25 protein-coding genes are annotated in these 22,579 nt (G+C 72.5%); 7 read left to right on the forward strand and 18 right to left on the reverse strand.

Going from position 1 to position 22,579, the window contains the following annotated elements:
- Positions 1-84: 84 nt before the first annotated feature.
- The 3 genes from OHA81_RS15460 to OHA81_RS15470 all read left to right on the forward strand — a co-directional run bounded on the left by OHA81_RS15460 (position 85) and on the right by OHA81_RS15470 (position 1,981).
- Complete coding sequence (locus OHA81_RS15460) at positions 85-288, forward strand: cold-shock protein (protein ID WP_030304224.1); 204 nt, start codon at positions 85-87, stop codon at positions 286-288.
- A 225-nt stretch (positions 289-513) separates the two neighbouring features.
- Positions 514-711: a hypothetical protein gene (locus tag OHA81_RS15465; RefSeq protein WP_329202659.1), complete on the forward strand. Its 198-nt coding sequence runs from the start codon at positions 514-516 to the stop codon at positions 709-711.
- A gap of 931 nt (positions 712-1,642) precedes the next feature.
- Positions 1,643-1,981, forward strand: a complete 339-nt coding sequence (locus OHA81_RS15470) for a MerR family transcriptional regulator (protein ID WP_329196450.1) — start codon at positions 1,643-1,645, stop codon at positions 1,979-1,981.
- A 7-nt stretch (positions 1,982-1,988) separates the two neighbouring features.
- Here the strand turns inward: OHA81_RS15470 and OHA81_RS15475 are convergent, their stop codons facing one another.
- The 15 genes from OHA81_RS15475 to OHA81_RS15545 form a co-directional block, all read right to left on the reverse strand.
- Complete coding sequence (locus tag OHA81_RS15475) at positions 1,989-2,306, reverse strand: hypothetical protein (protein ID WP_329196452.1); 318 nt, start codon at positions 2,304-2,306, stop codon at positions 1,989-1,991.
- A 17-nt stretch (positions 2,307-2,323) separates the two neighbouring features.
- Complete coding sequence (gene lanKC, locus OHA81_RS15480) at positions 2,324-4,858, reverse strand: class III lanthionine synthetase LanKC (RefSeq protein WP_329196454.1); 2,535 nt, start codon at positions 4,856-4,858, stop codon at positions 2,324-2,326.
- 137 nt (positions 4,859-4,995) lie between these two features.
- Positions 4,996-6,663 (reverse strand): daptide biosynthesis intramembrane metalloprotease, encoded by a 1,668-nt coding sequence (gene mpaP, locus OHA81_RS15485; protein ID WP_329196456.1) that lies wholly within the window; start codon positions 6,661-6,663, stop codon positions 4,996-4,998.
- 95 nt (positions 6,664-6,758) lie between these two features.
- Entirely contained in the window at positions 6,759-7,502 is a 744-nt protein-coding gene (locus OHA81_RS15490) for an ABC transporter permease (protein WP_329196458.1), read from the reverse strand.
- Positions 7,495-8,247, reverse strand: a complete 753-nt coding sequence (locus OHA81_RS15495) for an ABC transporter ATP-binding protein (protein WP_329196459.1) — start codon at positions 8,245-8,247, stop codon at positions 7,495-7,497. The genes OHA81_RS15490 and OHA81_RS15495 overlap by 8 nt, the downstream gene beginning before the upstream one ends.
- Positions 8,244-8,438, reverse strand: a complete 195-nt coding sequence (locus OHA81_RS15500; protein WP_329196461.1) for a hypothetical protein — start codon at positions 8,436-8,438, stop codon at positions 8,244-8,246. Before OHA81_RS15500 ends, OHA81_RS15495 begins: the two co-directional genes overlap by 4 nt.
- A gap of 154 nt (positions 8,439-8,592) precedes the next feature.
- The gene (locus OHA81_RS15505) at positions 8,593-8,748 is read right to left on the reverse strand and encodes a daptide-type RiPP (RefSeq protein WP_329196463.1); all 156 of its coding nucleotides are present in this window, start codon (positions 8,746-8,748) and stop codon (positions 8,593-8,595) included.
- A gap of 71 nt (positions 8,749-8,819) precedes the next feature.
- Complete coding sequence (locus tag OHA81_RS15510) at positions 8,820-8,996, reverse strand: daptide-type RiPP (RefSeq protein WP_243629023.1); 177 nt, start codon at positions 8,994-8,996, stop codon at positions 8,820-8,822.
- A gap of 71 nt (positions 8,997-9,067) precedes the next feature.
- Positions 9,068-9,244: a daptide-type RiPP gene (locus OHA81_RS15515; protein ID WP_243629023.1), complete on the reverse strand. Its 177-nt coding sequence runs from the start codon at positions 9,242-9,244 to the stop codon at positions 9,068-9,070.
- 152 nt (positions 9,245-9,396) lie between these two features.
- Positions 9,397-10,578: a daptide-type RiPP biosynthesis dehydogenase gene (gene mpaC, locus OHA81_RS15520; protein ID WP_329196467.1), complete on the reverse strand. Its 1,182-nt coding sequence runs from the start codon at positions 10,576-10,578 to the stop codon at positions 9,397-9,399.
- On the reverse strand, positions 10,575-11,879 hold the full coding sequence (gene mpaD, locus OHA81_RS15525) for a daptide-type RiPP biosynthesis aminotransferase (RefSeq protein ID WP_329196468.1): 1,305 nt from the start codon (positions 11,877-11,879) through the stop codon (positions 10,575-10,577). Before mpaD ends, mpaC begins: the two co-directional genes overlap by 4 nt.
- Positions 11,876-12,772: a daptide-type RiPP biosynthesis methyltransferase gene (mpaM, locus tag OHA81_RS15530; protein ID WP_329196470.1), complete on the reverse strand. Its 897-nt coding sequence runs from the start codon at positions 12,770-12,772 to the stop codon at positions 11,876-11,878. The genes mpaD and mpaM overlap by 4 nt, the downstream gene beginning before the upstream one ends.
- Positions 12,773-12,777: 5 nt before the next feature.
- Positions 12,778-13,827, reverse strand: coding sequence for a daptide biosynthesis RiPP recognition protein (gene mpaB / locus OHA81_RS15535; RefSeq protein ID WP_329196471.1), 1,050 nt, complete (start codon positions 13,825-13,827; stop codon positions 12,778-12,780).
- A gap of 119 nt (positions 13,828-13,946) precedes the next feature.
- The gene (locus OHA81_RS15540) at positions 13,947-14,906 is read right to left on the reverse strand and encodes an LLM class flavin-dependent oxidoreductase (protein WP_329196473.1); all 960 of its coding nucleotides are present in this window, start codon (positions 14,904-14,906) and stop codon (positions 13,947-13,949) included.
- Between the two features lie 35 nt (positions 14,907-14,941).
- Positions 14,942-15,244, reverse strand: a complete 303-nt coding sequence (locus OHA81_RS15545) for a hypothetical protein (protein WP_329196475.1) — start codon at positions 15,242-15,244, stop codon at positions 14,942-14,944.
- Positions 15,245-15,482: 238 nt separating this feature from the next.
- On the opposite strand from OHA81_RS15545, the gene OHA81_RS15550 reads away from it, so the two are divergent.
- Positions 15,483-16,493: a LuxR C-terminal-related transcriptional regulator gene (locus OHA81_RS15550; protein ID WP_329196477.1), complete on the forward strand. Its 1,011-nt coding sequence runs from the start codon at positions 15,483-15,485 to the stop codon at positions 16,491-16,493.
- A 79-nt stretch (positions 16,494-16,572) separates the two neighbouring features.
- Here the strand turns inward: OHA81_RS15550 and OHA81_RS15555 are convergent, their stop codons facing one another.
- Positions 16,573-17,196: a TetR/AcrR family transcriptional regulator gene (locus OHA81_RS15555; protein WP_329196479.1), complete on the reverse strand. Its 624-nt coding sequence runs from the start codon at positions 17,194-17,196 to the stop codon at positions 16,573-16,575.
- Between the two features lie 198 nt (positions 17,197-17,394).
- Here OHA81_RS15555 and OHA81_RS15560 point away from each other — a divergent pair, with 198 nt between their 5' ends.
- The 3 genes from OHA81_RS15560 (at position 17,395) to OHA81_RS15570 (ending at position 20,584) form a co-directional block, all read left to right on the forward strand.
- Positions 17,395-18,309, forward strand: coding sequence for an alpha/beta fold hydrolase (locus OHA81_RS15560; RefSeq protein ID WP_329196481.1), 915 nt, complete (start codon positions 17,395-17,397; stop codon positions 18,307-18,309).
- 136 nt (positions 18,310-18,445) lie between these two features.
- Positions 18,446-19,981 carry an alkaline phosphatase gene (locus OHA81_RS15565; protein ID WP_329196483.1) on the forward strand — a complete coding sequence of 512 codons (1,536 nt, stop codon included), beginning with the start codon at positions 18,446-18,448 and terminating at the stop codon, positions 19,979-19,981.
- Between the two features lie 66 nt (positions 19,982-20,047).
- Positions 20,048-20,584, forward strand: coding sequence for a hypothetical protein (locus tag OHA81_RS15570; protein ID WP_329196485.1), 537 nt, complete (start codon positions 20,048-20,050; stop codon positions 20,582-20,584).
- Between the two features lie 57 nt (positions 20,585-20,641).
- Here OHA81_RS15570 and OHA81_RS15575 read toward each other — a convergent pair whose 3' ends face one another.
- Both OHA81_RS15575 and OHA81_RS15580 read right to left on the reverse strand, forming a co-directional pair.
- The gene (locus tag OHA81_RS15575) at positions 20,642-21,616 is read right to left on the reverse strand and encodes an MASE1 domain-containing protein (protein ID WP_329196486.1); all 975 of its coding nucleotides are present in this window, start codon (positions 21,614-21,616) and stop codon (positions 20,642-20,644) included.
- A 130-nt stretch (positions 21,617-21,746) separates the two neighbouring features.
- Entirely contained in the window at positions 21,747-22,574 is an 828-nt protein-coding gene (locus OHA81_RS15580) for a PP2C family protein-serine/threonine phosphatase (protein ID WP_329196488.1), read from the reverse strand.
- Positions 22,575-22,579: the final 5 nt, after the last annotated feature.

Raw genomic sequence — 22,579 nt, forward strand, 5'->3', positions numbered from 1 at the left:
ATCATTTTCCGGCGGGGCATCATCGCGGCGACACGGTGTCCGTGCAGTGCGGATGCCGATGTACTGCCCCAAAGGAGATTCGACATGGCATCTGGCACCGTGAAGTGGTTCAACGCGGCAAAGGGTTTCGGCTTCATCGAGCAGGACGGCGGCGGCGCGGACGTGTTCGCCCACTTCTCTAACATCGCAGCCCAGGGCTTCCGCGAGCTGCTGGAAGGCCAGAAGGTCACCTTCGACATCGCGCAGGGCCAGAAGGGACCGACGGCCGAGAACATCGTTCCCGCCTGACGCTGACGCGCATTTCGCAGCTGGGGCCCGCATCCTTCGGGGTGCGGGCCCCAGCTGTGCGTATTTCCCGCAGTGAGGTCACCTGCGGGAGGAAGCATTCGGGATTGCAGCCCAGATGTACTCCAGATGCACTTCGTATTCAATTCGGCTCGTTCCGGTGATTCCTTGTACCACGTATCCGCTGCGGGAATTCCTTGATACGTGCCGCATCAAGGGAGGTTCTGAATGAATCGGCACGGCGAACTCGCCCTGTTTCGCAGGTGTGCGGTCCGGCTGCGTGACCTCGGCGGCCACGGGCCGTCCACCTCGCCCCTGACCACGACGGCCGAAGCCGAACGGGCGGTGCGCTGCCGCGGGCTCGACTCCCTGCCCGGCGTCGATGACCAGGGCAGCGCTCCGGGCGTCCTCGCCCTTGCACGCTGAACCGCATCACCGCGCACGACGGTTTCGGGTTCGAGCCGGCGTCCGACACCTAGGGCCCGACCGGCACGTGCCGGTCGGGCCCTTTCGTGCGTCTGACCTGCCGTGTCGGCCGCGGTGCACATGCTGGTCCGGCCGTGACGGCCTATCTGCCCTCGTCGTGCGGAAAAATCTGCCTCGGCCGAAGTAGACATTGGGCAGTGTCGTGGTTATGGTTTCTCTCGTAGCCCAGAGAGAGCGAAGGGCTCGGCAGAGACGAACTGCCGGGCAGCAGTACCCGCAGTTGCAGTGCGCAGGACGGTGCGGTGGTGGAGTTCCGAAGCCAGGGTTGTTGGAGGACGGCGACGGGGCTGACGACCGGACCGGGCGGCCCGCAGTGATCAGGGGCTGCCGTGAGCAGTACCGCAGTGACGCAGTGGCAGTACCCGCAGTGAAGTCAGTGAGCAGTACCTCGGTGAAGGCGTCGGCTGCGGGCGCGCGCACCGGGAGGTTCGGCAGTGGGGTTCTAAGCCAGAGCAGATGCAGGATGGGCGACAGGGCTGGCTGCCGGAGTGGCGCTGACACAGGCCACCAGTAGTGCAATGCAGTACGCAGTACCAGTAGTTCGCAGTACCAGCAGTACCAGCAGTACGCAGTACCAGCAGTACGCAGTTGCGTTTGGTAAGTGATCCATCCAGAGGGAAGAACGGAGGAGCCGGGCACCATCAGGATCGCCCGGGCGGAGGTTCGAGCCCGGGTACCGCAGGACATCGATAGTGAGGTGGTCTCCGGTCAAGCAACCGCGATCCCCGCTCAGCCCCTCCCCTTTCGGGCGGGCCGGCGGAAACAGAAGGCCGGCGCAGGACTAGGGCCGGCAGATGGTGTAGTAGTTCCTTCGGGGTCCTGGTGCCGTACGGCACCAGGACCCCTCCATGCGTTCCCTGAGAGAGGTGCAATGACAGCAGACGACTCGTTCGGCCGTCTCGACGACGACGATTACCCCGCCTACACGATGGGCCGGGCCGCCGAGATGCTGGGCACCACCCAGGGCTTCCTGCGCGCCATCGGCGAAGCCCGCCTCATCACCCCGCTGCGCTCCGCCGGCGGACACCGCCGCTACTCCCGCTATCAGCTGCGCATCGCCGCCCGCGCCCGCGAACTCGTCGATCAGGGCACCCCCATCGAGGCCGCCTGCCGGATCGTCATCCTCGAAGACCAGCTCGAAGAGGCCCAGCGCATCAACGCCGAATACCGCCGCGCCGCCGAATCCTCCGGCCCGTCGGCCTCGGCCTGACACGATTTCATCTCGACCTCGATCGCTCCCGTCCCCGGATACCGGGTTCACCCTGCCCGGAGCCGGCCGGCGCGTTGCTCCAGGTCCAGCCGTGGAGGATGGGGGAGGCGAAGGTGCGCAAGAGGACGGCGTGGGCGGCCTCTTCGCGGGTTCCGGGCGGGGGCTGGAGGGTCAGGGAGAGCGTGCCGTCCGAGGGGTATGCGGGGCTGTAACGCCAGTTGGGCGGGAGTAACGAGATCAGCCGTACCGCCGCCAGCTCCGGGGCCGAGCCCGCGGGGGCGCGGCCGTCCGGGGCGACGACGAGGTGGTAGGTGCGGGTGCGCATCGTGGGCTCCGGGAGGGTCAGCGGGGGCTGGGTGCGAGGAACGGCAGGCCGGGGGCGGGCTCACCCAGGGCCGTCTCCACCGCGAGGAGGACGCCGGCCGTACCGGTCGCCAGGTCGGCCGACAGCCGCAGGGCGTGGTCGCCGAAGAAGGCCAGGTGGCCTTCGCAGCGCACCGCGTGCCAGCCGAGTGCGTCGAGGTGCCGCTCCACCGCGTCCTCGGCGGCGGTGGACCCGTCGTGCAGGTGCCGCAGGGCCATCAGGGCGCCCGCCCGGCCGTGGAAGAGCCCGGAGTTGAGCATGAAGGCCGGGGCGGCCACCTCGCGCAGCGCGTCCCGCGCGGCCGTGAACTCCGGGTCGGGCAGACGGCGTGCCACCTCGTGCACCACCATGGCGAGACCGGCGCCCCCGAAGGCCAGGAAGGGCACCTTCCACGGGGCGTCGCCGGAAGGGTCCCCGGCGGCGGACCAGCCCGCCTCCTCGAGGTCGTGACGGAGCAACTCCCCGGCCACGTGCAGGTACTTGGGGTCGTCGGTGGCTTCGTGCAGCCGGAGCATCAGCAGCGCCCCGCCCGCCGAACCGTGCAGCAGCCCGGCTCTGGGCCGGCCGGCCACCCCGCCCGGCGCCTGGTCGGCGAGGAGGGCGGCGATCCGGCCGGCCTCCTCGGTGCGACCGAAGTGCAGCTGGGTCAGGCCGATCCCGGCGAGCCCCCCGGACAGGCCGTGGTCCACGTCCTCCAGCGGAGCCGCGCTTACCCGGTCGAGGACGGCGTGGGCCTCCTCGGTGCGGCCGAGCCGGTCCAGGGCGTACGCGATCCCGCTCAGCCCGTCGTAGAAGCCGGGCCGCATCCCGGGGGTGCGCCGGGCGGCGTCCGTCAGCCAGTCCAGGTGCCCGGGGGCGGGCTCGAAGCCCAGCTCGGCCAGTGTCCACAGCACCCCGGCCGCGCCGTAGCCGAAGGTGGCTCCGCCGCCGGGGAGGGAGAACTGCTCGATGTCCCCGGGGAACAGCCGGTCCTCGCGGTGCGGCGTGGCACTGGCCAGCAGGTCCTCGGCGAGGGTGCGCCGCAGTGCGGGCCAGCTCGCGCGGGTGGGCGCCGTCCACAGCGGGTCCGGGTCCGTCCCCGCGGCGTGGCCGGGGTACGGGGCCGGCCCGAGGTCGCGCCGGATCCGCGCGCCGAAGTCGGCGGGCACCGGGAAGCGGTCGGTGACCAGGTCGATCAGCTGGTCCACCTTGGCCCGGGACCAGGTGGCCATGACCGTCAGCGGCACGAACACGCCCAGCCGGATGCAGGCGAGCGCGTACCGGTCGACGGCGGTCCCCCGGTACCCGGCGGGCGCGCGGAAGCCGGGGGCGCCGATGGCCTGCTCGGACTCCTCGCCCACGGGGGTGGCGGTCTCCAGGTCGATGAAGGAGACGGTGTCGTCGGGGCGGACCAGGATGTTGTTCGGGTGGAGGTCGCCGAAGACGACGCCCTTGGCGTGCATGGCCTCCACGCCCCGCTCCACCTGGTCGAGGATCTTCAAGGCCCAGGCGGTGTACTCGGCGTGGGCGTCGGCGGCTGCGGGGGTGCGGTCGTCGGCCACCATGGGGTTGCGGCTGAGGAGTTCCCGGGCGAGCGGCTTGCCCTCGACGTACTCCCGGGCCAGGAACCAGTGCTCGTGGCCCTTGCGGTAGTCCACGACCGCCGGGATGCAGTCCAGGCCGGACAGCTGCTCCAGCGCCCAGTGCTCGCGCTCCAGCCGGGCCACGGCGTCGGCGCCGTCCTCGTCGAGCCCGGCCAGCGGGCGTGCCTCCTTGAGCAGGACGGAGCCGCCGGTGCGGGTGTCGGTCGCCACGTAGACGCCGCCGCCGTTGGAGAAGTGCAGGGCCTTGGTCGCCCGGAACGGGAAGTCCCGCAGGGTGGCGGCGTTGCGGGCGGCGAGCGCCCCGGCCAGGCAGTCGGGCAGGCTCACCCAGGACGGGGGCCGGAAGGAGGGCCCGCGTACGTCGGGCACCAGGCGGCCCTCGGGGTCCTCGATGCAGTGCACGAGTTCGCCGGTCTCGGAGCGGCCCAGGCGGGAGATGAAGCCGCCGTAGCGCACGTACAGCGGGCCGGAGCGCCAGCGCAGGTCGCTGAGGATGGTCGGGCCCTGCTCGCCGTCGAGGAGGTCCCCGAGACGGGTGAGGATCCGTTCCAGCTGCGCTTCGTCGGTGGGGTAGATCGTGAAGAACTTGCCGCTGTTGCCCCGCTCGCCGTACTTGCTGTTGCGCAGCTTGAGGATCGCGGCGCTGCGGATGAACTTGAAGGTGACCCGCTCGGCGACGCAGAAGTCCCAGACCAGGTCGAGGATCGCGGCCGCGTTGTCGAGGGTGGCGGACACGTGGATCTTCCAGCCCTGGCCGGGCAGCGTCGTGTCCGGCGGCGTCATCAGCAGCCAGTGGGTGTTGTCGCTGCGGGTCCAGCCGTCCGGGACGGGGCCCGTCACCGCGGGGAACACGCCGGTGTCGGCGGCGCCGGCCGGTACGTCGTAGAACGGATCGCCGGGCCGGCAGTAGTTCATGTAGCGAAGATCCATGGTGCTCTCCGTTCGGGACGCGGGAAGGGACGGCCCGTTCGTGACGGGCGGAGGGACGGCTCGGACGGGCTGGGCGTGTCTGGCGTGTCTCTCGGATCAGGCCGGATCAGCCCGCGGCGTGATCCGGAAGACACGCCCTAGTTCCAGAGCGGGGTGACGTACTTCGTGTACAGCCACTCCCCCAGCGGGAGCCTGCCGAGGTCGAGCTGGGCCGCCCCGGCGCGGTCGGCGGGGGCCTGGCCGACGGTCAGCGGGTAGCTGACGACGGGCAGCTCCAGCGCGGTGGAGGCCACCGGCAGGAAGGCCGAGAGGGGGGCCTTGGTGTCGGCGTGGTGCAGAGCGGCGACGGTCGCGGTGCCGGTCTGCTCCCGGGTCATCACCCCGGCCCGGTAGAACCGGACGGTGGCGCCCTCGCGGACCGCGGAGAGGTCGGCGGTGCTCGGCAGGACCAGTTCGAGGCGGCCCCGGTCCTGGGCGACGTATCCGGCGGCCACGGTGTAGGGCAGCTTGACGAAGGCCAGCGCGGCCCCCGCCGCCGCGGTGAGCAGCACGGCCGCGGCGGCGGTGCGCCACCGGGAAGCGCCGGCGGTGCGGCCCTCGCCGGCGAGGCGGGTGAAGCCGAGGCCGAGGCGGTAGACGAGGTAGCAGACGGCCATCAGGACGGTGCTGGTGCCGACGGCGCCGAGCCGTTGCAGCAGGTCGGACCAGAGGGTCAGGGCCCCGGCGATGACGTAGAGGGGGAAGGCCATGCAGGCCAGTCCGAAGGCCACGGCCCAGGGCCGGCCCGGGAGTTCGCGGGTGTAGCGGCCGCCGAAGAGGATCTTGGCGAGGAACCGGCGTGCGTCGGTCATGGCGTGGTCGCGCAGGTGCGGGACGTCGAGGTGGCTCATGAGCGCGATGTAGCCGTCGAGCTTCACGAACGGCAGCAGGTTGACGACGCCGCTGGTGTAGGTGGCGACGGCGAAGACGACGACGGCGTCGCGCAGGTCCGAGGGGGCCAGGAACAGGGCGGTCAGGGCCGCGGCTCCGGCGATCACGGTCTGGGTGGCGATGCCGGCCAGGGCGACCTGGACGCGCTGTTCCTTGCGGGAGAGCCGCCAGCCGTCGGAGACGTCGCAGAAGAAGGCGGGCGACATGTAGAAGAGCATCACGCCCATCCGGCTCGGCCGTCCGCCGTGGTACGTGAGGACCGCGCCGTGGCCGACCTCGTGGACGGCGGTGGTCGCGAGCACCCCGATCAGCACGGCGAAGTAGGCGGAGAGCGGGAGCGGCCGGCCCAGCGCGGCGTCGACCTCGGGGGCCATGAGGGCCAGGGCGAGGACGCCGCCGAGGACGAACAGGGCCGCGACGGCGGCCGCGGTGCGGCCTGCGAGCAGGTTGACGACCGGCGCGAGGCGGGCCAGCAGCCGCTCCGGGCGCAGCACCGTGAACTGGAGCGTCATCGGCGGGACGAACCGGAACCAGGTGCTTCGGCGTTCGACGGGCTTGCCGTCGTCGAGGACCTTCGTCTCGGCGAGCTTGTTGACGGCGGAGGCGACGTGGTGCGCGGTCCAGGGCGGTCCGAGGACCTCGGCGAGACCGGTGTGGTCGAGGGAGCCGTCCATCGCCCGCACCAGGCGCGCCATGTCGGGCTGGAGTCGGAAGTGCTGGTGGTGGCCGCGCTGGAGCACCCAGGGGGCGCCGGTCTCGACGGGCTCGTGGATCTCCACGTCGGGCGCGATGCGCGGGCGTTCCAGGAGCGCGGGGTCCCACTCGGCGGTGGCCGGCCCGGGTGCCGTCCTGGGTGCCGTCTTGAGCATCGTCATGGCTGCCGTCCGGGGTCTCTTGCGAGGTGTCGTCTGGGGTACCGGCCGGGGTGCCGGGTGGGGTGCCGTCTTGGTGGACATGTCTGGATCACGCCTTAGATGACGTCGCGTGAGAGCAGCAGCCGGCGGGCGGCGGTCCCGGCGGCGGCGAGCCAGCCGGCGAGGACCAGGAGCGCGAGCGGTACGGAGAGCAGCTCGGGCTTGCCGTCGAGGTAGACGGAGCTCATCGCGATGGTGGGAAGGTACTTGGCCACCTGCGGGGCGAGTTCCTGCAGGCCCGGCTCCACGAGGAGGGTGAGCGCCATGACGGTGACGACGGTGGCGAGCTGGCTGCGGATGATCCAGCCGAGGAGCGCGCCCCAGGGCGCGGCGAGCGCGTTGACGGTCAGCACACCGAGGGCGATACGGGTGGTGTGGCCGGTCCAGTCGGCGCTGAAGCCGAAGCGGGCGGGCAGCAGGAAGGCGCAGAGGGCGGCGAGGGCGACGGCCAGGAGGCCGCCCAGTACGCCGACCGCGGTGGCGACCAGCGCCTTGGCGGACAGCAGCCGCAGCCGTCCGCCGCTGAGCAGGACCGAGCGGGCGATGGCGCCGGAGGAGTACTCGCGGGTGACGAGGAGGGCGCCGAACACCGCGGACATCAGGAACGTCATCATCCACGCCTGCACCATGTCGTCGGTGACGGCGGAGGCGGTGGTGGTGCCGAGGGCGATGTCCCCGTCGCCCTGGGAGGCGTAACCGAAGCAGGTGATGAGGGACATGAAGATCCCGGCGGAGGCGAGCACCAGCCAGGTCCGGCCGGTCCAGGCCTTCATCCACTCGCCGGGGACGAGGTTACGCATGGGTGAGCCTTTCGGTGCGGGTGCCGGTCTCGGCGTTCTCGTCCACCAGCGCGAAGAACCGGTCCTCCAGGCGTTCGGCGCCGTCGGAGGTGAGCTCGGCGAGGGAGCCCGCGAAGCGCAGGGTGCGCTGGATGATCACGACGTCGTCCACGGTCTGTTCGACCTCGGCCAGCAGGTGGCTGGAGACCAGCACGGTCCGGCCTTCGGCGGCCAGGGCGCGCAGGGTGTCGCGCAGCCAGCGGATGCCGTCGGGGTCGAGGCCGTTGGCCGGCTCGTCCAGGACCAGCAGTTCGGGGTCGGCGAGCAGCGCGGTGGCCAGGGCGAGGCGCTGGCGCATGCCGGTGGAGTAGCCCTTGGCGGCGCGGTCGGCGCTGTCGGCGAGCCCGACGCGGTCCAGTACCTCGTCCACGCGGGTGTGCGACACGCCGAGGGTCCGCGCCCAGATCCGCAGGTCGCGGCGGCCGGATGCGCCGGGGGTGGGGCCGATGCCGTCCATGCAGACGCCGATCCGGCGGGCGGCGTCGGGGAGTTCGGTGTAGGGGTGGCCGAAGACGGTGGCGGTGCCGGCCGTCGGGCGGACCAGTCCGAGCAGCATCCGCAGGGACGTCGACTTGCCGGCGCCGTTGCGGCCGAGGAGGCCGGTCACCCGGCCGGGACGGACCTCGAAGCTGAGGTCCTGCACGGCGGTGAACGGGCCGAAGTCCTTGCTCAGGCCCGAGGCGCGGACGACTCCTGCTGCGCTCATCGCTTGTCCGCGCGGGCGTTGGCGCCGAGGCGGGCGAGGACGCCGAGCAGGCCGAGGCCGATGATCGCCATGACGGCCGTCTGCGCGACCCCGGACAACTGTGCGCCGGCGACGGCCATTGCCAGCGCGAGCAGCGCGGCGGTCGTCCCCAGCTGGCTGTTCGACACCTTGCGGGATTCCTTCTTCGGCATGTGTCTCCCTCTTCCTTCGGCTCTGTGCATGTCGTTCGTGATCCGGCCAGGGGCCCGCGGCGGTGGCTGTGCGCCACCGCCACGGGACCAAGTCACCCTGGGAGACCGGGGATCCGGTCAGCGGTGATCGGGGTAGCGGGAGCTACCGGAGCGATCAGGTGGCGAGCGTGGCGCTGGCCACGGCGACGCCGCTGATGACCAGGCCCTGCTTGAAGCCGGACCAGAAGCCCGGGGCCTCCATGGCCTCCAGCTCCTGCATGCCCAGTTCCAGACCGGGGGTGGTGATCTCCTGCTTGAGGACGTCCTGCATGGTGTGCTCCTTTTTCCTTACGGGTCGTGGGAAGGGGGTGAAGGCGTACCGCCCTGGGCGGTACCGGCTTCTCAGGTGGCGATGAGGGCCGCGGAACCGACGTAGCTGCCGTAGGCCGCCGCGGAGGCGACCACGACACCGGCGCCGACGCCGATACCGGTCCACCAGCCCGGCGCCTCCATGGCTTCGAGCTCCTGCATGCCCAGCTCAAGGGCGGGGAAGGCGTCCAGCGCGAGGTTGTCCTGCATGGTGTGCTCCTTTTTCCTTACGGGTCGTGGGAAGGGGGTGAAGGCGTACCGCCCTGGGCGGTACGGGCTCCTCAGGTGGCGATGAGGGCCGCGGAACCGACGTAGCTGCCGTAGGCCGCCGCGGAGGCGACCACGACACCGGCGCCGACGCCGATACCGGTCCACCAGCCCGGCGCCTCCATGGCTTCGAGCTCCTGCATGCCCAGCTCAAGGGCGGGGAAGGCGTCCAGCGCGAGGTTGTCCTGCATGGTGTGCTCCTGTCTCCGTAGTGGTTGAGCGCGTGTTGATCAGGTGTTGATCAGGTGTGGTGCGTGAGTCAGATGTGCTCTGACGACCGCACCGCGCGGTGGATGCCGCGGGTGCGGAAGCTCGGGGGTGGTGCCGGGTCACCGGGGCGGCGTCAGGCCGCGGCCTCGTACAGCAGCCCGTACACGTCGTCGGTCCGCAGGCCGCCGAGCATCGGCAGCCCGGCGCCCCAGGCGCGGACCGTGCGGCCCGCGACGGCGGCGAGCCGGTCCGGGCCCGCGGTGATCGTCCGGCCGATCCGCCATGAGTCGATCAGGGCCTCGATGCCCGCTGCCGGGTCCGCGGGCAGGGTGTCGGGGCCGGTGGCCCGTAGCCGGGACCACATCCGCTCCAGCCGGACGGCCGAACCGAGACGGCTCTCACCGGCCGTGATGGCCCGCCACAGGTGCGGCAGGATCGCGGCGACCGCGGTCATCTTGCGTACGCCGAGGGCGGAGGACAGCTCGTTGGCGATGAGCCAGCCCTTGACCGCGTACAGGTCACGGCCCAGGTGCGCCCACTCGGCGTGGCTGAGACCGCTGAGCTTCGCGATCTCCAGCCGCAGCCGGTCGTCGGTGGGCCGGCCCGCACGCCGCGCGTCGCGCACCTCGTGGCCCAGCAGCACCAGCCGCTGCGCGATGGTCTCGACGAGCGCGTCCTCGGTGGGCAGGTCCCCGTGGTCGCCGACGTAGGGGCTGACCACGCGGAACAGCGCCTCCAGGACTCCCTCGGCGATCAGTTCGTCGTCGAGGGTGCCGGTCGCGACGGGGTCCAGGACGGCCACCTTGGGCCGTAGCGCGGTGCCCATGACGAGCCGCTTGCCCTGCTCCGGGTAGCTGAGGCAGGCGACGCCGCTGAACTCGGTGCCGGTGCCGACCGTGGTGGGGACGGCGACCAGCGGGAGGCTCCGCGTGGTGCCCGGGCCGAGGACCAGCAGCCCGCTGCGCTGCGGCACCGTGAGGCGGGCGTACGCGTCGGGGTTGGCGCGGATCAGGGTGGCCAGCTTGGCCTGGTCGAGGAGGGAGCCGCCGCCGATCCCGACGACGAGCTCGGTGTCCGCCAGCCGGTCGGCGAGTGCGGCCACCGTCCGCAGGTCCCCGGCGCCGGACAGTGCCAGCACCCGTACCTGGTGCCGCCCCCCGTCGAGCTGGGCGCGGACCCGGGCGGTCACCGGGGCCGAGGCGACGGCCTCGTCCACGAGGACGGTCACCTTCCGCTCGGCGCGGCCCGCGAGCCAGGGGCCCAGACTGTCGCAGCCGATCAGCTGCTGGGCCGGGGCGTGCCAGCCGGCGCTCACGCGAGGGCCTCCGCCGCCCGGTCGGCGGTCCGCGCCAGGTGGATCTCCAGGCCCGCGGTGACGCAGGCCAGCAGTTCGGCGAGGTCGCTGTCGGTGTAGGTGAGGGCGGGGATCAGCTGCACCCCGTTCACGCCGGGGTGGACGATGGCCCCGGCCTCCCGGACCGCCTGGACCAGGGCGTGCACCTCGCCCTGCGGGAACGGTGTCCCGTCGGGTCCGCACAGCCGCACGGAGCGGAAGCAGCCCAGTCCCGTGGTCGCCGCCACCCGGGGGTGCCCGGCGACGAGCGCCGCCAGTTCGGCATCGAGGCGGGCCGACAGGCGCCGGCCCATGGCGACCGCGTCCAGCCTGCGCATCTCGTCGATGGTGGCGAGGACCGCCGCACAGGTGACCGGGGTCCCGGCCTGGGTCTCCCCGTGGGTGAGCAGCGCGCCGGCCTCGTTGAAGGCCGCGGCCACCTGGCGGGAGGCGATCACGACGGCTGCCGCGCTGGTGCCGTTGGTGAGTCCCTTGGAGGAGACGAGCAGGTCGGGCTGTTCGGCCCACTGCTGGGAGGCGAAGAAGCTGCCGGTGCGGCCGAAGCCGGTGGCGACCTCGTCGGCGACCAGCAGGAAGCCGTGCTCCCGGCGCAGCCGCAGCAGTTCACCGACGTACTCCTCGGTGAGCGGTACGGCGCCGCTGCCGAGCACCGGCTCCACCACGACGGCCGCGATCTGGCCGCCCTGGCGGGCCATGAGCGCGCCCAGCTCGGCCGGGTCGTTGGGGGCGACGTGCCGGACGAGGCGCTGGTCGACGCCGTAGAGCTGCTGGCCGAGGTCGTCGCCGGTCAGGCCGAAGCTGCCGTAGGTCAGGCCGTGGTAGCTGCCGCGCAGTCCGACGACCACCTTGCGCTGGGCCCGGCCGCCCAGCGCGTGGTACTGCCGGGCCACCTTCATGACCAGGTCGTTGGCGGCGCCGCCGGAGGTGGAGAACAGCACGCGGCCGTAGTGGGCGGGGCCGCACAGGTCGATCAGGGCCTGCGCCGCGCGGCGGGCGTAGACGTTCTCGTAGCGGAAGACACCGAGGTAGGAGGCTTCGTGGAGGGCGTCGGCGGCGGCTCGGGCGATCCGGGGGTTCCCGTAGCCGATGTTGGTATTCCACAGTCCGCTGGAGCCGTCGAGCAGTTCGCGTCCGTCGGCGAAGGTGACCCGGACGCCCTGGGCGGAGACCGCGCAGAGGTCGTCGCGGCCCTGGTCCTGCGGTGCGGTCAGCGAGGGCCACAGCGGGTGGCCGACCGGGTCGGCGTGCGTGGTGCCGCTCACCGGGTCACCTCCGTTTCCAGCAGTACGTCGTGGTGGCGCTCGCCGACGGCGGGCAGCGGATGGCGGGACAGGACCGAGAACCCCGCGGCGGCCAGTTCGGCCTCCAGGAGTCCGGCGGGCAGCACGCCGATGGTGGTGGTGCAGACCTCGACCGGTCCGTCCTCGCCGATCACGGCCGGGAAGAGGGTGACGGTGCGGCTGCCGGAGTCGGGCGTCCAGTGTTCGAAGAGGCGGTAGGCGCGTCCGCTGTCGGTCACGATCTCCATGTCGACCTCGTCCGGACCGGTGCCGGCGGCGCTCATGTCGACCGTCGACAGCAGGAACCGGCCGCCGGGCGCCAGGTGTTCGCGCACCGACCGGTACAGGCCCACCCGGCCCTCGGCGTCGAGCAGCGAGATCGTGGTGGTGCCCAGCACGATCACGGCGAACTGCCCGCCGAGCGCGAAGTCGCTCATGTCGGCCCGGACGGGCAGGCAGCGCTCCCGCAGCGCGGGCGGCGCCTGCTCCAGTCGCTGCGCTAGCAACTCCAGCATGTGGGGCGAGAGTTCCAGAGCGGTGACCTCGCGGCCCAGTGCCAGGAGCGGCAGCGTCAGGCGTCCGGAGCCCGCCGCCAGGTCGAGGACCCGGCCCGGGACGCGGCGGACCAGGCCGAGCAGCTCGCGCACCTCGTGGGTGCCGGTGCCCGCGAGGTCGTGGTACACCGAGGCGCCCACCGCGTCGTACAGGTCGCACAGGACCGCGCGCTCCCCAAGCGAGGCCAGCAGCTCGCCGGCCCGTCCGGGGACGGCGGCGGGGTCGGGGACCCGGTCTCCGGGGACGGCGGGGTCGGGGACCCGGTCTCCGGGGACGGCGGGGTCCACCGGCGGGGCCGGAGTCGTCAGCGTCGTCGTCATGGCCGTCAGCTCCCCGCCGTCACGAGCTCGCGCGCCGGCGACACCTCGGCCGGGCAGAGCGCGATCCCGGCGTCCGCAAAGTAGGCGGCGACGCGCTCCAGTGCGTCCCGGTCGGCGTGCGCGCAGGCCGCGGCCACGGAACCGGACACCAGGAGCGCCTCCGCGAGTGCCCCGGCGACGGGGTCGAGCCGGAAGCTGCGTCCGGCCACGGGGTCGTGGAGGTAGACCGTCTCCCCGGACCACAGCAGCAGCGGCAGGAGCGCGTCGGTGGCGTCCGCGGCGGCGTCGGCGGCCGGGGAGGCCGCGGCGGCGCCCAGCCGGCCGCCGAATCCGGAGACCTTCACGTCGGCCACACCGCGGGCCCGCAGGTCGCGGACCGCGTCGACCGCGGCGAGGTAGCGCCCCAGCCAGGGGCGCTCCGCTGCCGGGCCCCGTCCGGCGCAGTCCTGCGCCGCCCACCGCGACTCCAGTCGCTCCAGCGCGTCCTCGCCGAGCACGCCGAGGCGGGGGCCGCCCGGTGCGGTGGACAGGACGCCGTCCTGGTCGGCGTGGAGCCGGCGGCGCGGTCCGTCGCCGGCCGTGGCCGCGCCGAGGGCCGGCAGGTCGGCGAGCTGGATGACGGGGTTGGTGAGGAACTCGGGGAAGAGACCCGTCTGCCGGGCCTGGTCGGCGTCGGCGAGGTAGGCGTCGAGGTCCATCGCGTCGGCGACGCGGATCAGCGTGGGGCCGACGACCGACATGTAGGCGCTGACGCCGTAGTTCTGGATCTGGAGGTAGAAGTCGGAGCCGAGGGAGCATTCGGCGCCGGGCTCGCTCAGCGAACCCTCGTAGCCGACGACGAGGGGACCCGCGGGGCCGTCCGTGGCGGGGGCGTCCGTACCGTCCACGTGACCGGGTACGAACACCACGGAGCGCGGGCCGACGAGGTCCGAGCCGAGCAGGGCGGGGAGGTGGGCCGGGTTCTCCAGGACGACCGTCGCGGCTCCCGCCGCGAAATGGTCCGCGACGGGCCTTCCCGTGCCCCAGAGCATCAGATGCCGTTTGATTCCCGCCATGACTCCCCCTTGTTCGTAAGATTTCGATGAGCGCGACGAGCGCGCCGAACGTGCCCGGCGCGCCGCGCGCGTTGAAGCGAAGTAGCGAAGTAGCGAAGTAGCGAAGTAGCGAAGTAGCCCTAGGCCAGAGCGGCCAGGACGGTCTTGAGTTCGTCCGTGGCCGCCTGCGGGCCGTGGAGAGTGGCCACACCGGTGACGTTGAGGACGATCTCGTCGACGCCCGCGTCCTCGTACTCCCGCAGCTGCGCCACGAGTTCGGCGAGGTCGCCGCTGAGGAACCCGCGGCCCTCGACCAGCGCCCGGGCGTCCGCTTCCCGGTCCGTGCCGGTGATCTCGATGCCGGACCTGCGCAGCATGTCGGTGTAGTGCGGCAGTCCCAGGTGCACGGCGTTGCTGGCGAGCGCGACCTCGGCCGGCGCCCGGCCGGTACGGCTCAGCGCCAGCGGCACCATCGCCGTCAGCCGGGGCACGGGCCGGCCGGCCTTCGCCGCGCCTTCGCGCAGCGCCGGCAGCACGGTGTCCCGCAGGTACGCGGCCGGTGTCAGCCAGGTGATCGCCACGTCGGCGACCTCACCGGCGAGCCGGGCCATCGCCGGCCGCAGCACGCCGAGTCCCAGCTCCACCGCGGGGGAGGGGAACGGCACGAGCGCCGCGTCGCAGGAGACGTACTCCCCCGCCATCCGGACGGTCTCACCGGCCAGCAGGCCCCGTACGGCCGTCAGGTACTCGCGGGCCGCGGTGAGCGGGCTGCGGTACGGGGCTCCGAGCAGCCCCTGCTGGAGCGACGGGGCTCCGGGCCCGAAGCCGGCGACCACCGGCTGCCCGGTGGCCAGGGCCAGTGAGCGGGCCTGGAGGGCGGCCTCGTAGGGGTGGCGCAGTGGCATCAGCGTCACCCCCAGCCCGGTCGGGACCCGGAAGCCCGCACCCGCCGCGTGGACGAAGCCGTGGTGGGGTTCCACCATCAGGGACTGTCCCTGCCAGAGCCGCTGGGCGTGGGTCCAGTGCACGAGGGCGGCGTAGGGGAGGACTTGTTCCGGCCGGCGCGGCAGGAACGGTATGAGGACCGAGTAGGCGGTCATGACGGCGTGCTCCCCTTTCCTTCCTCGTACGTCGCTCAGATCCAGTCGAAGGTCTCGCGCCGGTCGACGACCGGCTCCTTGTCCTGCTTGCCGTGGCCGCCGGGGCCCGGGACCGCGTCCGGCCGCCCGGCCGGCTTGAACACGTCGGTGCAGTCGCCTTCCACGAAGTCCACGAGGGAGAGCACGCAGCGCGCCCGGTCCGCCGCCGAGGCGGAGGCCGCCGGCGTGTCCTGGACGGGCGGGTGGATGAACGGGCCGCCGAAGGTGAGACCGGCCGCGACCGTGAACCCCGCGGCGGCAGAAACGATTCGTGCCCGCCGGGTGAAGGTGTTCCCCATGTGCTTTTCCCCCTGTGTGGATCGCCGTTGTTCCGACAAGGAGAAGACTGCCGACCGGACGGTTCCCGTTCGAGGCAAAACGGGCGCAGCTTCCTGCGTCCTGTCGTGCAGCAAGTTGCACGGCCACCGCTCCGGGCGCCTCACACCGGCGCGCGGCGTTGTTCGTCAGCAGGTGTCTGGATTCGTATGATCACAACACCGTGCTGACCACACGGGGCACCACCATGTAAGGGGAACCATGCGAGCAGGAAGCCTCACGCACCTGGGGATGACGGCCGAGGACGAGGACCTGTACAGATGCCTGCTCCGCCTGTCCGAGGCCACGCCCGCCGACCTGTCCGACCAGCTCGGCCGGCCGCTGCCCGATGTGGAGGAGTGGCTGGCACGGCTGGAGTCGGTGGAACTGACGGCGTTGGCCGATAACGGTTGCATCCGGCCCGCTCCGCCCGCGATCGCCGTGCAGCGGCTGATCGATCTGAGGCTGCGCGAACTGCGCGAGGAGCTGCAGCGGGTGGCCGCCGAGCAGCGGGTAGTCGAGTCGCTGCTCGCGGAGCGCCACGCGGTGCGTCCGGTGGCCGAGCAGATGTCGGAGCGGCCGGCCATCGAACGGGTGGAGGGGACCCCCAACGTCCGGGCGGTGATCGACGAGTTGACGTTCTTCACCCGGCAGGAGGGGCTGACCACCCAGCCGCACGGCGCGCTCAGCGCGGCCAGCATCGAGGCGTCCCGGCCGCTGGACGCCCGCATCCTGCGGCGCGGCATACAGATGCGCACGATCATGCGCACGGAGGCGGTGGAGGACGGCCCGACCCTCGCCTACCTCCAGGAGATCTCGGCGATGGGGGCCGAGATCCGGATCTCGGACAAGCCGCTGGAGCGGATGCTCGTCTTCGACCGGGCCGCCGCGCTGACCCCGATCGACCCGCAGAACCCACGCCTGGGGGCCCTGGTGATCCGGCAACCGGGACTGGTGGCCAACCTGGTCTCGCTGTTCGAGCGGATGTGGTCGGACTCGGTCGACCTGCGCGAGGCGGTCGCGGCCCGCCAGGGTACGGGCGCCGCGCTCACCGACATCGAACGCAAGGTGCTGACCACGATGTACCAGGCGGAGAAGGACGAGAGCGGGGCCCGCGAGGTCGGCGTCTCCGTCCGCACCTACCGCAAGTACGTGGCGGACCTGATGCAGCGCCTGGGGGCGACGAACCGCTTCCAGGCCGCGCTGCTGGCCCGCGACCACGGCTGGATCTAGACGGCCCGGGTGTACCGACCCCGGCGTCGACGAGGGCGGGGCCGGCGGCGCCGGTGACCACGGCGACCCGCCGGGCCGTTCACGGGGCCGACGGCCGGGGGGCGGGCCGGAAGATGCGGTCCAGGTGGTGGTCGAGGACCGCGAGGGCGGACTGCGGGGTGCGCTGGCCCACCAGGATGCTGGTGCCCATCGTCGCCGTCATCGCCAGCAGGCTGACCGCCTCCGTGCGGGCGTCGGTGGCCGGATCGGCCAGGCCCTCGGCCCGGGCCCGCTCCAGCAGGCCGGTCAGGGCGTTCTCCGCGGCGTCGGGACCGTCGATGAAGGGCTGGGCGGCCAGCGCCTCGTCGGTCACCGACAGGATCGAGTAGGAGCTGTAGAGGAGGTGGAAGGTCCGGCTCTCCTCGTCGGTCGGCAAGGAGGCCAGGAGCAGCGCCTCGATGGTCGCGCGCGGCCCCGGGTCGGGACCGGCGGCCCGCAGGCGGGCGCCCACGCGGGCGGTGAAGCGGTCGGTCAGGTGCTGCAGCCCGTAGAAGAGCAGCTTCTCCTTGGTCTCGAAGTAGTACTGCACGAGCCGGAGTGACACGCCGGCTTCGGCGGCCACGTCGCGCATGCCGACGGCGTGCAGCCCGCGCCGCCCCGCGACCTGGATGAGCGCCTCGGCGATCTGGGTGCGCCGTTCCTCGTGGTCCACGCGTTTGGGCATGTGTTCGGCTCTCTGTCCGTCGTTTCCGGGGCCGTCGCTTCGAGGCCCGTCGTTTCGGTCCCCTCATGTACCGGGCCCGTCATGTGCCGGGTCCGCCGCTGTCGGGGCCGCCGCTGTCGGGCCATTTTCATGATACCGCCGTACCAACATCATGATACGGTCGTACCACGAAGAACGGATCTTCCTCGGAGGTGCCCCGTGCCCCAGAACACGACCCGCGTGCGCCGCGACGTCGGCCGCTACGTCAACGACGAGCTGCGCGACCGGTACTTCGCCGCCTGCGAAACCGTCTACGCGAAGGGAGCTCCCGCCCGCTCCGAGACGGACGTCGAGACGAGCTTCGGCACCACGCACGTCTACCGGTACGGCCCCACGGACCCGGCCGGCGAGTCCCGCACTCCGATCGTCCTGATCCACGGCGCGGGCTACTGCTCGGCGATGTGGTACCCCAACACGCCCGCGCTCAGCGCCGAACGGCCCGTCTACGCGCTCGACACCCCCGGCGATGCCGGGCGCAGCGTCCAGCGCGAACCCATGTGGCAACCCGAGCGCGCCGCCCAGTGGATGGACGAGGCCCTCGACGCCCTCGGCCTCGACCGGGTCCACCTCGTCGGCTCCTCCTACGGCGGCTGGCTCGTCATCAACCAGGCGCACCTGCGGCCCGGACGGCTCGCCTCGGTCACCGCCCTCGACCCGGGCGGCCTGGAGAAGGTCGGCCTGCGCTTCTTCGCCTGGGTCTTCGTGAGCCTCTTCGCCAGCTTCGCGCCCAAAGCACTGCGTCCGCGGCTCGCCGCCTGGCTGGAACAGCCCGTCATCGTCGATCCCGAGCTGCGTAAGTGGATCCACGCCGGCGCGCGCGCCTTCCGCATACGCCGCCCGGCCCCGCTGCCGCTGTCCGACGCCGAACTGGGCTCGATCCGGACACCGTTCTTCCTGGTCATGGGCAAGCGGAGCCTGCTCGTGCACCCGCGGCGGCAGCTGGAGCGCGTACCGCGTCTGATCCCCGGGGCCCGCGCCGAGATCATCGCCGCGACGGGTCACGGACCGCAGATCGACCATCCCCAGGTGGTCAACGCCCGGATGCTGGAATTCATGGCGGAGGTCGACGCGTAGGACGCGCACCTTGCCGCCGGGTGGGGGTGCGCTGTGCTGCGTTCGAGTGGTGGTTACGCGTTGAACAGGGGCCGTTCATGTGGCGCTCATAGCTTCGGAGGGACCGAGTAGTCCTTTCGAGGGGATCCCCCAGCAGATGCGCCGCAGACCTGTGAAGACGTTGACCGTTCTGGCCCTTGCGGGTGCAGTGGCCGCCGGGACGGCGGGCGCCGCCAACTCCGCGCCGCAGAACAGCGACCACGACAAGGAAATCCGGAACGTCATCTACCTCCTCGGTGACGGAATGGGCCGTACGCACGTCACGGCCGCCCGCGACCGGTTCTACGGCGCCGGCGGGAAGCTCACCATGGAGACCCTCCCCTTCACGGGAGCCGTCGCCACCTACGCCGTCGAGAAGGGCACCGCCAAGCCCTCCCTCGTCACCGACTCGGCCAGCTCCGCCACCGCCTGGTCCTCGGGCGTCAAGACGTACAACGCCGCGATCGGCGTGGACTCGTACGAGAAGAAGGTCGCCACGCTGATGGAGCAGGCCAAGGCGGCCGGCTTCGCCACGGGCAACGTCTCCACCGCCGAGATCACCGACGCCACCCCGGCGGCGGAGTTCAGCCACGCGCTGCTGCGCGGCTGCCAGGGCCCGGTCTACTCCGACGCCGCCTGCCTCCCCAAGAAGGAGGACGGTACGTACGAGGCCGCCCCCGCCGACAAGACGCTGATCACGCCGATCGCCGAGCAGATCGCCCGCAACGGCACCGCCGACGTCATCTTCGGCGGCGGTCTCGCCCGCTTCGAGCCGGACGACCAGAAGGCCCTCCAGGCCCAGGGCTACCAGGTGCTCGGCAGCTTCGGCGACGGCGCGCTGCCCGCCCAGACCGCCGCCAGCCAGAAGGTCGCCACCAAGGCCGACCTCGACCAGGCCAAGGGCAAGAAGGTCATCGGCCTGTTCAACCGCGGCAACCTGACCGTCGAGCAGGCCAAGGCCGGTCTGCCCGCCGACGCCCCGCAGAAGCAGGAGCCGACGCTGGCCGACATGGCCCGCAAGTCGATCGCGCTGCTCTCCGACCGCAAGCAGCAGGAGCGCGGCAAGGGCAAGGGCTTCTTCCTCCAGATCGAGGGCGCCCAGATCGACAAGCGCTCGCACGCCAACGACGCCGCGCAGACGCTCGGCGAGGTCAAGGCGTTCGACGACGCGGTGAAGGCGGCCTACGACTTCGCGAAGAAGGACGGTCACACGCTGGTGGTCGTCACGGCCGACCACGAGTGCGCCGGCTTCAACATCATCGAGCACGGCACCTACACCAACGCCGAAGCGGTCGCGCCCCCGGCCAACACCGACGCGGGCAACCCGGCCAACAACAGCACCCCTTCGCGCGCCGCTTCGGGCGCCAAGGACACCACCCGCTCGACCGGCATCGTCAACGGCGCGGGCTCGGGTGACGTGAAGAACTTCGCGCCGGCCACCTTCCGCACCCCGGACGACGCGCCGGGCGTGAAGGACGGCAGCCCCGAGGCCAGCCTGTGGCTGACCTACCTCTCCGGCAACCACACCGGCGCCGACGTGCCGATCTTCGCCTACGGCCCGAACGGCAGCGCGTTCGCCGCGAGCCAGAACAACACCGAGCTCTACACGAAGATGTACCGCTCGCTGTTCGGACGCTCGCCCCAGCACCACTGACCCCTCGTGCGGTCGGGGCCGGGGGGCGCACTCCCCCCGGCCCCGCCCCCTTTTCAGGAGCGTTCGATGAGACACCCCCTGCGCCGCACCGCGGCCGTACTGGCACCGGCCGTGGCCGTACTCGCCTTCGTCACCGGCTGCTCGGGCGGCGCGGGGCACGCCGATGCCGCCGGGGAACCGGCCGCCGCCCCGCCGGTCGTCCTGCCCGCACCGCGCAGCGCGCCCGCACCGGCCGCCGTCCTCGCGCAGCCCGTCCGCCAGGGCGAAGTGCGCGTGGAACAGGGGCCGTTCACCGACCGGCTGCGGCTGGAGCGGCTCACCCTCACGGACCGGCAGACCGTCACCGGGCACGCGACCATCACGGCGGACGTCAGCGACACCCTGGCCCTGGAACTGTCGGTGGCCTACTACGACTCCTCCGGCCACCTCGTGGGCACCGGGGCGTTCCAGTACCAGGAGGAGGGCGAGGACGCGCACGGCACCGAGCGCCACGACGGCCCCCGCGCGGCGGGCGACGGGATCGACTTCACCGTGTCCCCGGGCAAGCTCACCGGCACCCCGGCCGGGGCCGTACTGACCGTTCCGGTGCTGGTCAGCGAGTAGCCGCCCGGCCGCGCACTCAGCCCCGGACGCTTGCCCCGGACGCTCAGCCCGAGACGCTCAGCCCCGGGCGCGCGGGGAGAGCCGGTTCACCAGCTCGGCCAGGTCCTCGCAGGCCTGCTGGATCTGCACGCGGACGTTGTTCTGCTCGGTGACCAGCGCCGACAGCAGCAGCGCGGTCAGCGCCACGGAGCCGTTGAGGGCCATCAGGTTGGCCATCACCTCGAGGATGCCGTGGTCCGCGAACGGCCCCGCCCGGTCGGTGGCCGCCGACACCGTCGCCACCGAGATCAGCAGTGCGCACGGCGCCGCCCCCACCAGCTGGAACCTGACGGCGGCCCAGATCAGCAGCGGGAAGACGAGGAAGAGCAGCGAGAGCGTGCTGCGCGTCACCAGCAGGGTGACCAGCACGGTCACGACCAGCAGCGCCAGCGCCTCCGCCGTGCGGTACAGGTCGCTCGGGAGCCGCATCCGGGGCAGGGCCAGCAGCAGCGGAATCCCCACGAGCACGCCCATCGCGTCCCCGGCCCACCAGGCCGCCCACACCGGCCAGAACCCGTCCCACGGCAGGCTCCCGGTGAGGGCCAGCACGAGGGCCCCGACGGTCGCGCTGAGCAGCATCGGCAGCAGGCCGCCCAGGAACACCAGCGCCAGGCCGTCGCGCAGCCGGTCCAGCTCGGGGCGGAATCCGGCCCGGCGGAGCATCGCGTAGGCCAACAGCGGGGCCAGGGTGTTGCCGGCAATGATGATGATCCCGCTCGGTGCGACCGGGGCGATCGTCCGGATGACCAGGTACGTGCCGAGCGCGAGGCCGGGCCAGATCCGCGGCCCCCGCCACAGCAGGGCGGTGACGGCGATCCCGGTGGGCAGCCACAACGGCGTGACCTGCGCTCCCTCGACGACCACGCGCTGGAGCAGCCCCAGCAGGCCGGTCCCGTAGTAGACGGCGGCCACCGCGAGGATCCACAGCGCCTGACGCAGAAGGGACGGGGTGGGGGTCAGACCTTGCCGCCGCTGCCCTCGCTCGGTGCTCATCCCACGTATGAGACAACGGCTCGGGCCCCCCGGGGGTCCCTGACACGCGCGGTGCGCCGGGTGGCGGGTCCCGCCGCGGGCCGACGGTCTCGTGCGCCGGGTGGCGGGTCGCGCCGACGGGACGACGGTCCTACGGGCCGGGTGGCGCGTCGTGCCGCAGGACCAGGACCGCCGCGTCGTCCGCGTGGCCGGTGGAGTCGGCCACCCGCAGCACCTCGGCCGCCAGCTCCTCCGGATCGGCCGCCGCCCCGTCCCGCACCACCCGGGCCACCTGCCCCAGGCCCGTCCCGATCGGGAACGACGGCCCCTCCACCACCCCGTCCGTGAGCAGCACGTACGCGCCCGCCCGCGCGAGGGGCCGGGCCGTCACCGGGTACTCTCCCCCGGCCAGCACGCCCAGTGGGAGCCCGCCCTCGTCCTCCGCGAACCCGTACGAGCCGTCCACCGTGGCCCACACCGCCGGGATGTGCCCGGCGCGGGCGCCCTCGATCCGCCAGGTCCGGGGGTCGAAGCGGAGGAAACTGCAGGTCGCGAAGAGGTCCCGGCCGACCGACAGCAACAGGTCGTTGGCCCGGGCCAGGACGTCGCCGGGATCGGTCGCGGCGGCGGCCACCGCGCGCAGGGCTATCCGGATCTGGCCCATGAAGGCCGCCGCCTCCACGTCGTGGCCCTGTACGTCGCCGATGGAGAACGCGAGCGACCCGTCCCCGAGCTCGAAGCCGTCGTACCAGTCGCCGCCGACCTCCAGCCCGCCCCGGGCCGGCGAGTAGCAGGCCGCCGTGCGCAGCCCCGGCACATCGGGCAGCGACGCCGGGAGCATCTCGCGTTGCAGGGCCTCGGCCAGCTCCACGCGGGCCTGCTGGAACTCGGCCCCCAGCCGCGCCTGCGCGGTGAGCCGTCCGAGCGTGGCCAGGAGGTCGCCGGAGCTCACCGGCCGTGGGGAACGACGCCGGGTCATGGACC

Origin of the sequence: Streptomyces sp. NBC_00667, assembly GCF_036226825.1 — a bacterium.
In the GTDB taxonomy this organism is placed as follows: Bacteria; Actinomycetota; Actinomycetes; order Streptomycetales; family Streptomycetaceae; genus Streptomyces.

Excerpts from the sequence above, each read along its gene's own strand:
- OHA81_RS15510 (WP_243629023.1), bottom strand. The coding sequence starts at position 8,996 with ATGCAGGACAACCTCGCGCTGGACGCCTTCCCCGCCCTTGAGCTGGGC.
- lanKC (WP_329196454.1), bottom strand. The coding sequence starts at position 4,858 with ATGGATCTTCGCTACATGAACTACTGCCGGCCCGGCGATCCGTTCTAC.
- OHA81_RS15580 (WP_329196488.1), bottom strand. The coding sequence starts at position 22,574 with ATGACCCGGCGTCGTTCCCCACGGCCGGTGAGCTCCGGCGACCTCCTG.
- OHA81_RS15475 (WP_329196452.1), bottom strand. The coding sequence starts at position 2,306 with ATGCGCACCCGCACCTACCACCTCGTCGTCGCCCCGGACGGCCGCGCC.
- OHA81_RS15555 (WP_329196479.1), bottom strand. The coding sequence starts at position 17,196 with ATGCCCAAACGCGTGGACCACGAGGAACGGCGCACCCAGATCGCCGAG.
- OHA81_RS15515 (WP_243629023.1), bottom strand. The coding sequence starts at position 9,244 with ATGCAGGACAACCTCGCGCTGGACGCCTTCCCCGCCCTTGAGCTGGGC.
- mpaP (WP_329196456.1), bottom strand. The coding sequence starts at position 6,663 with ATGACGATGCTCAAGACGGCACCCAGGACGGCACCCGGGCCGGCCACC.
- mpaB (WP_329196471.1), bottom strand. The coding sequence starts at position 13,827 with ATGGCGGGAATCAAACGGCATCTGATGCTCTGGGGCACGGGAAGGCCC.
- OHA81_RS15500 (WP_329196461.1), bottom strand. The coding sequence starts at position 8,438 with ATGCCGAAGAAGGAATCCCGCAAGGTGTCGAACAGCCAGCTGGGGACG.
- OHA81_RS15505 (WP_329196463.1), bottom strand. The coding sequence starts at position 8,748 with ATGCAGGACGTCCTCAAGCAGGAGATCACCACCCCCGGTCTGGAACTG.
- OHA81_RS15550 (WP_329196477.1), top strand. The coding sequence starts at position 15,483 with ATGCGAGCAGGAAGCCTCACGCACCTGGGGATGACGGCCGAGGACGAG.
- OHA81_RS15490 (WP_329196458.1), bottom strand. The coding sequence starts at position 7,502 with ATGCGTAACCTCGTCCCCGGCGAGTGGATGAAGGCCTGGACCGGCCGG.
- OHA81_RS15565 (WP_329196483.1), top strand. The coding sequence starts at position 18,446 with ATGCGCCGCAGACCTGTGAAGACGTTGACCGTTCTGGCCCTTGCGGGT.
- mpaM (WP_329196470.1), bottom strand. The coding sequence starts at position 12,772 with ATGACGACGACGCTGACGACTCCGGCCCCGCCGGTGGACCCCGCCGTC.
- OHA81_RS15575 (WP_329196486.1), bottom strand. The coding sequence starts at position 21,616 with ATGAGCACCGAGCGAGGGCAGCGGCGGCAAGGTCTGACCCCCACCCCG.
- OHA81_RS15470 (WP_329196450.1), top strand. The coding sequence starts at position 1,643 with ATGACAGCAGACGACTCGTTCGGCCGTCTCGACGACGACGATTACCCC.
- OHA81_RS15545 (WP_329196475.1), bottom strand. The coding sequence starts at position 15,244 with ATGGGGAACACCTTCACCCGGCGGGCACGAATCGTTTCTGCCGCCGCG.
- OHA81_RS15460 (WP_030304224.1), top strand. The coding sequence starts at position 85 with ATGGCATCTGGCACCGTGAAGTGGTTCAACGCGGCAAAGGGTTTCGGC.
- OHA81_RS15540 (WP_329196473.1), bottom strand. The coding sequence starts at position 14,906 with ATGACCGCCTACTCGGTCCTCATACCGTTCCTGCCGCGCCGGCCGGAA.
- OHA81_RS15465 (WP_329202659.1), top strand. The coding sequence starts at position 514 with ATGAATCGGCACGGCGAACTCGCCCTGTTTCGCAGGTGTGCGGTCCGG.
- OHA81_RS15570 (WP_329196485.1), top strand. The coding sequence starts at position 20,048 with ATGAGACACCCCCTGCGCCGCACCGCGGCCGTACTGGCACCGGCCGTG.
- OHA81_RS15495 (WP_329196459.1), bottom strand. The coding sequence starts at position 8,247 with ATGAGCGCAGCAGGAGTCGTCCGCGCCTCGGGCCTGAGCAAGGACTTC.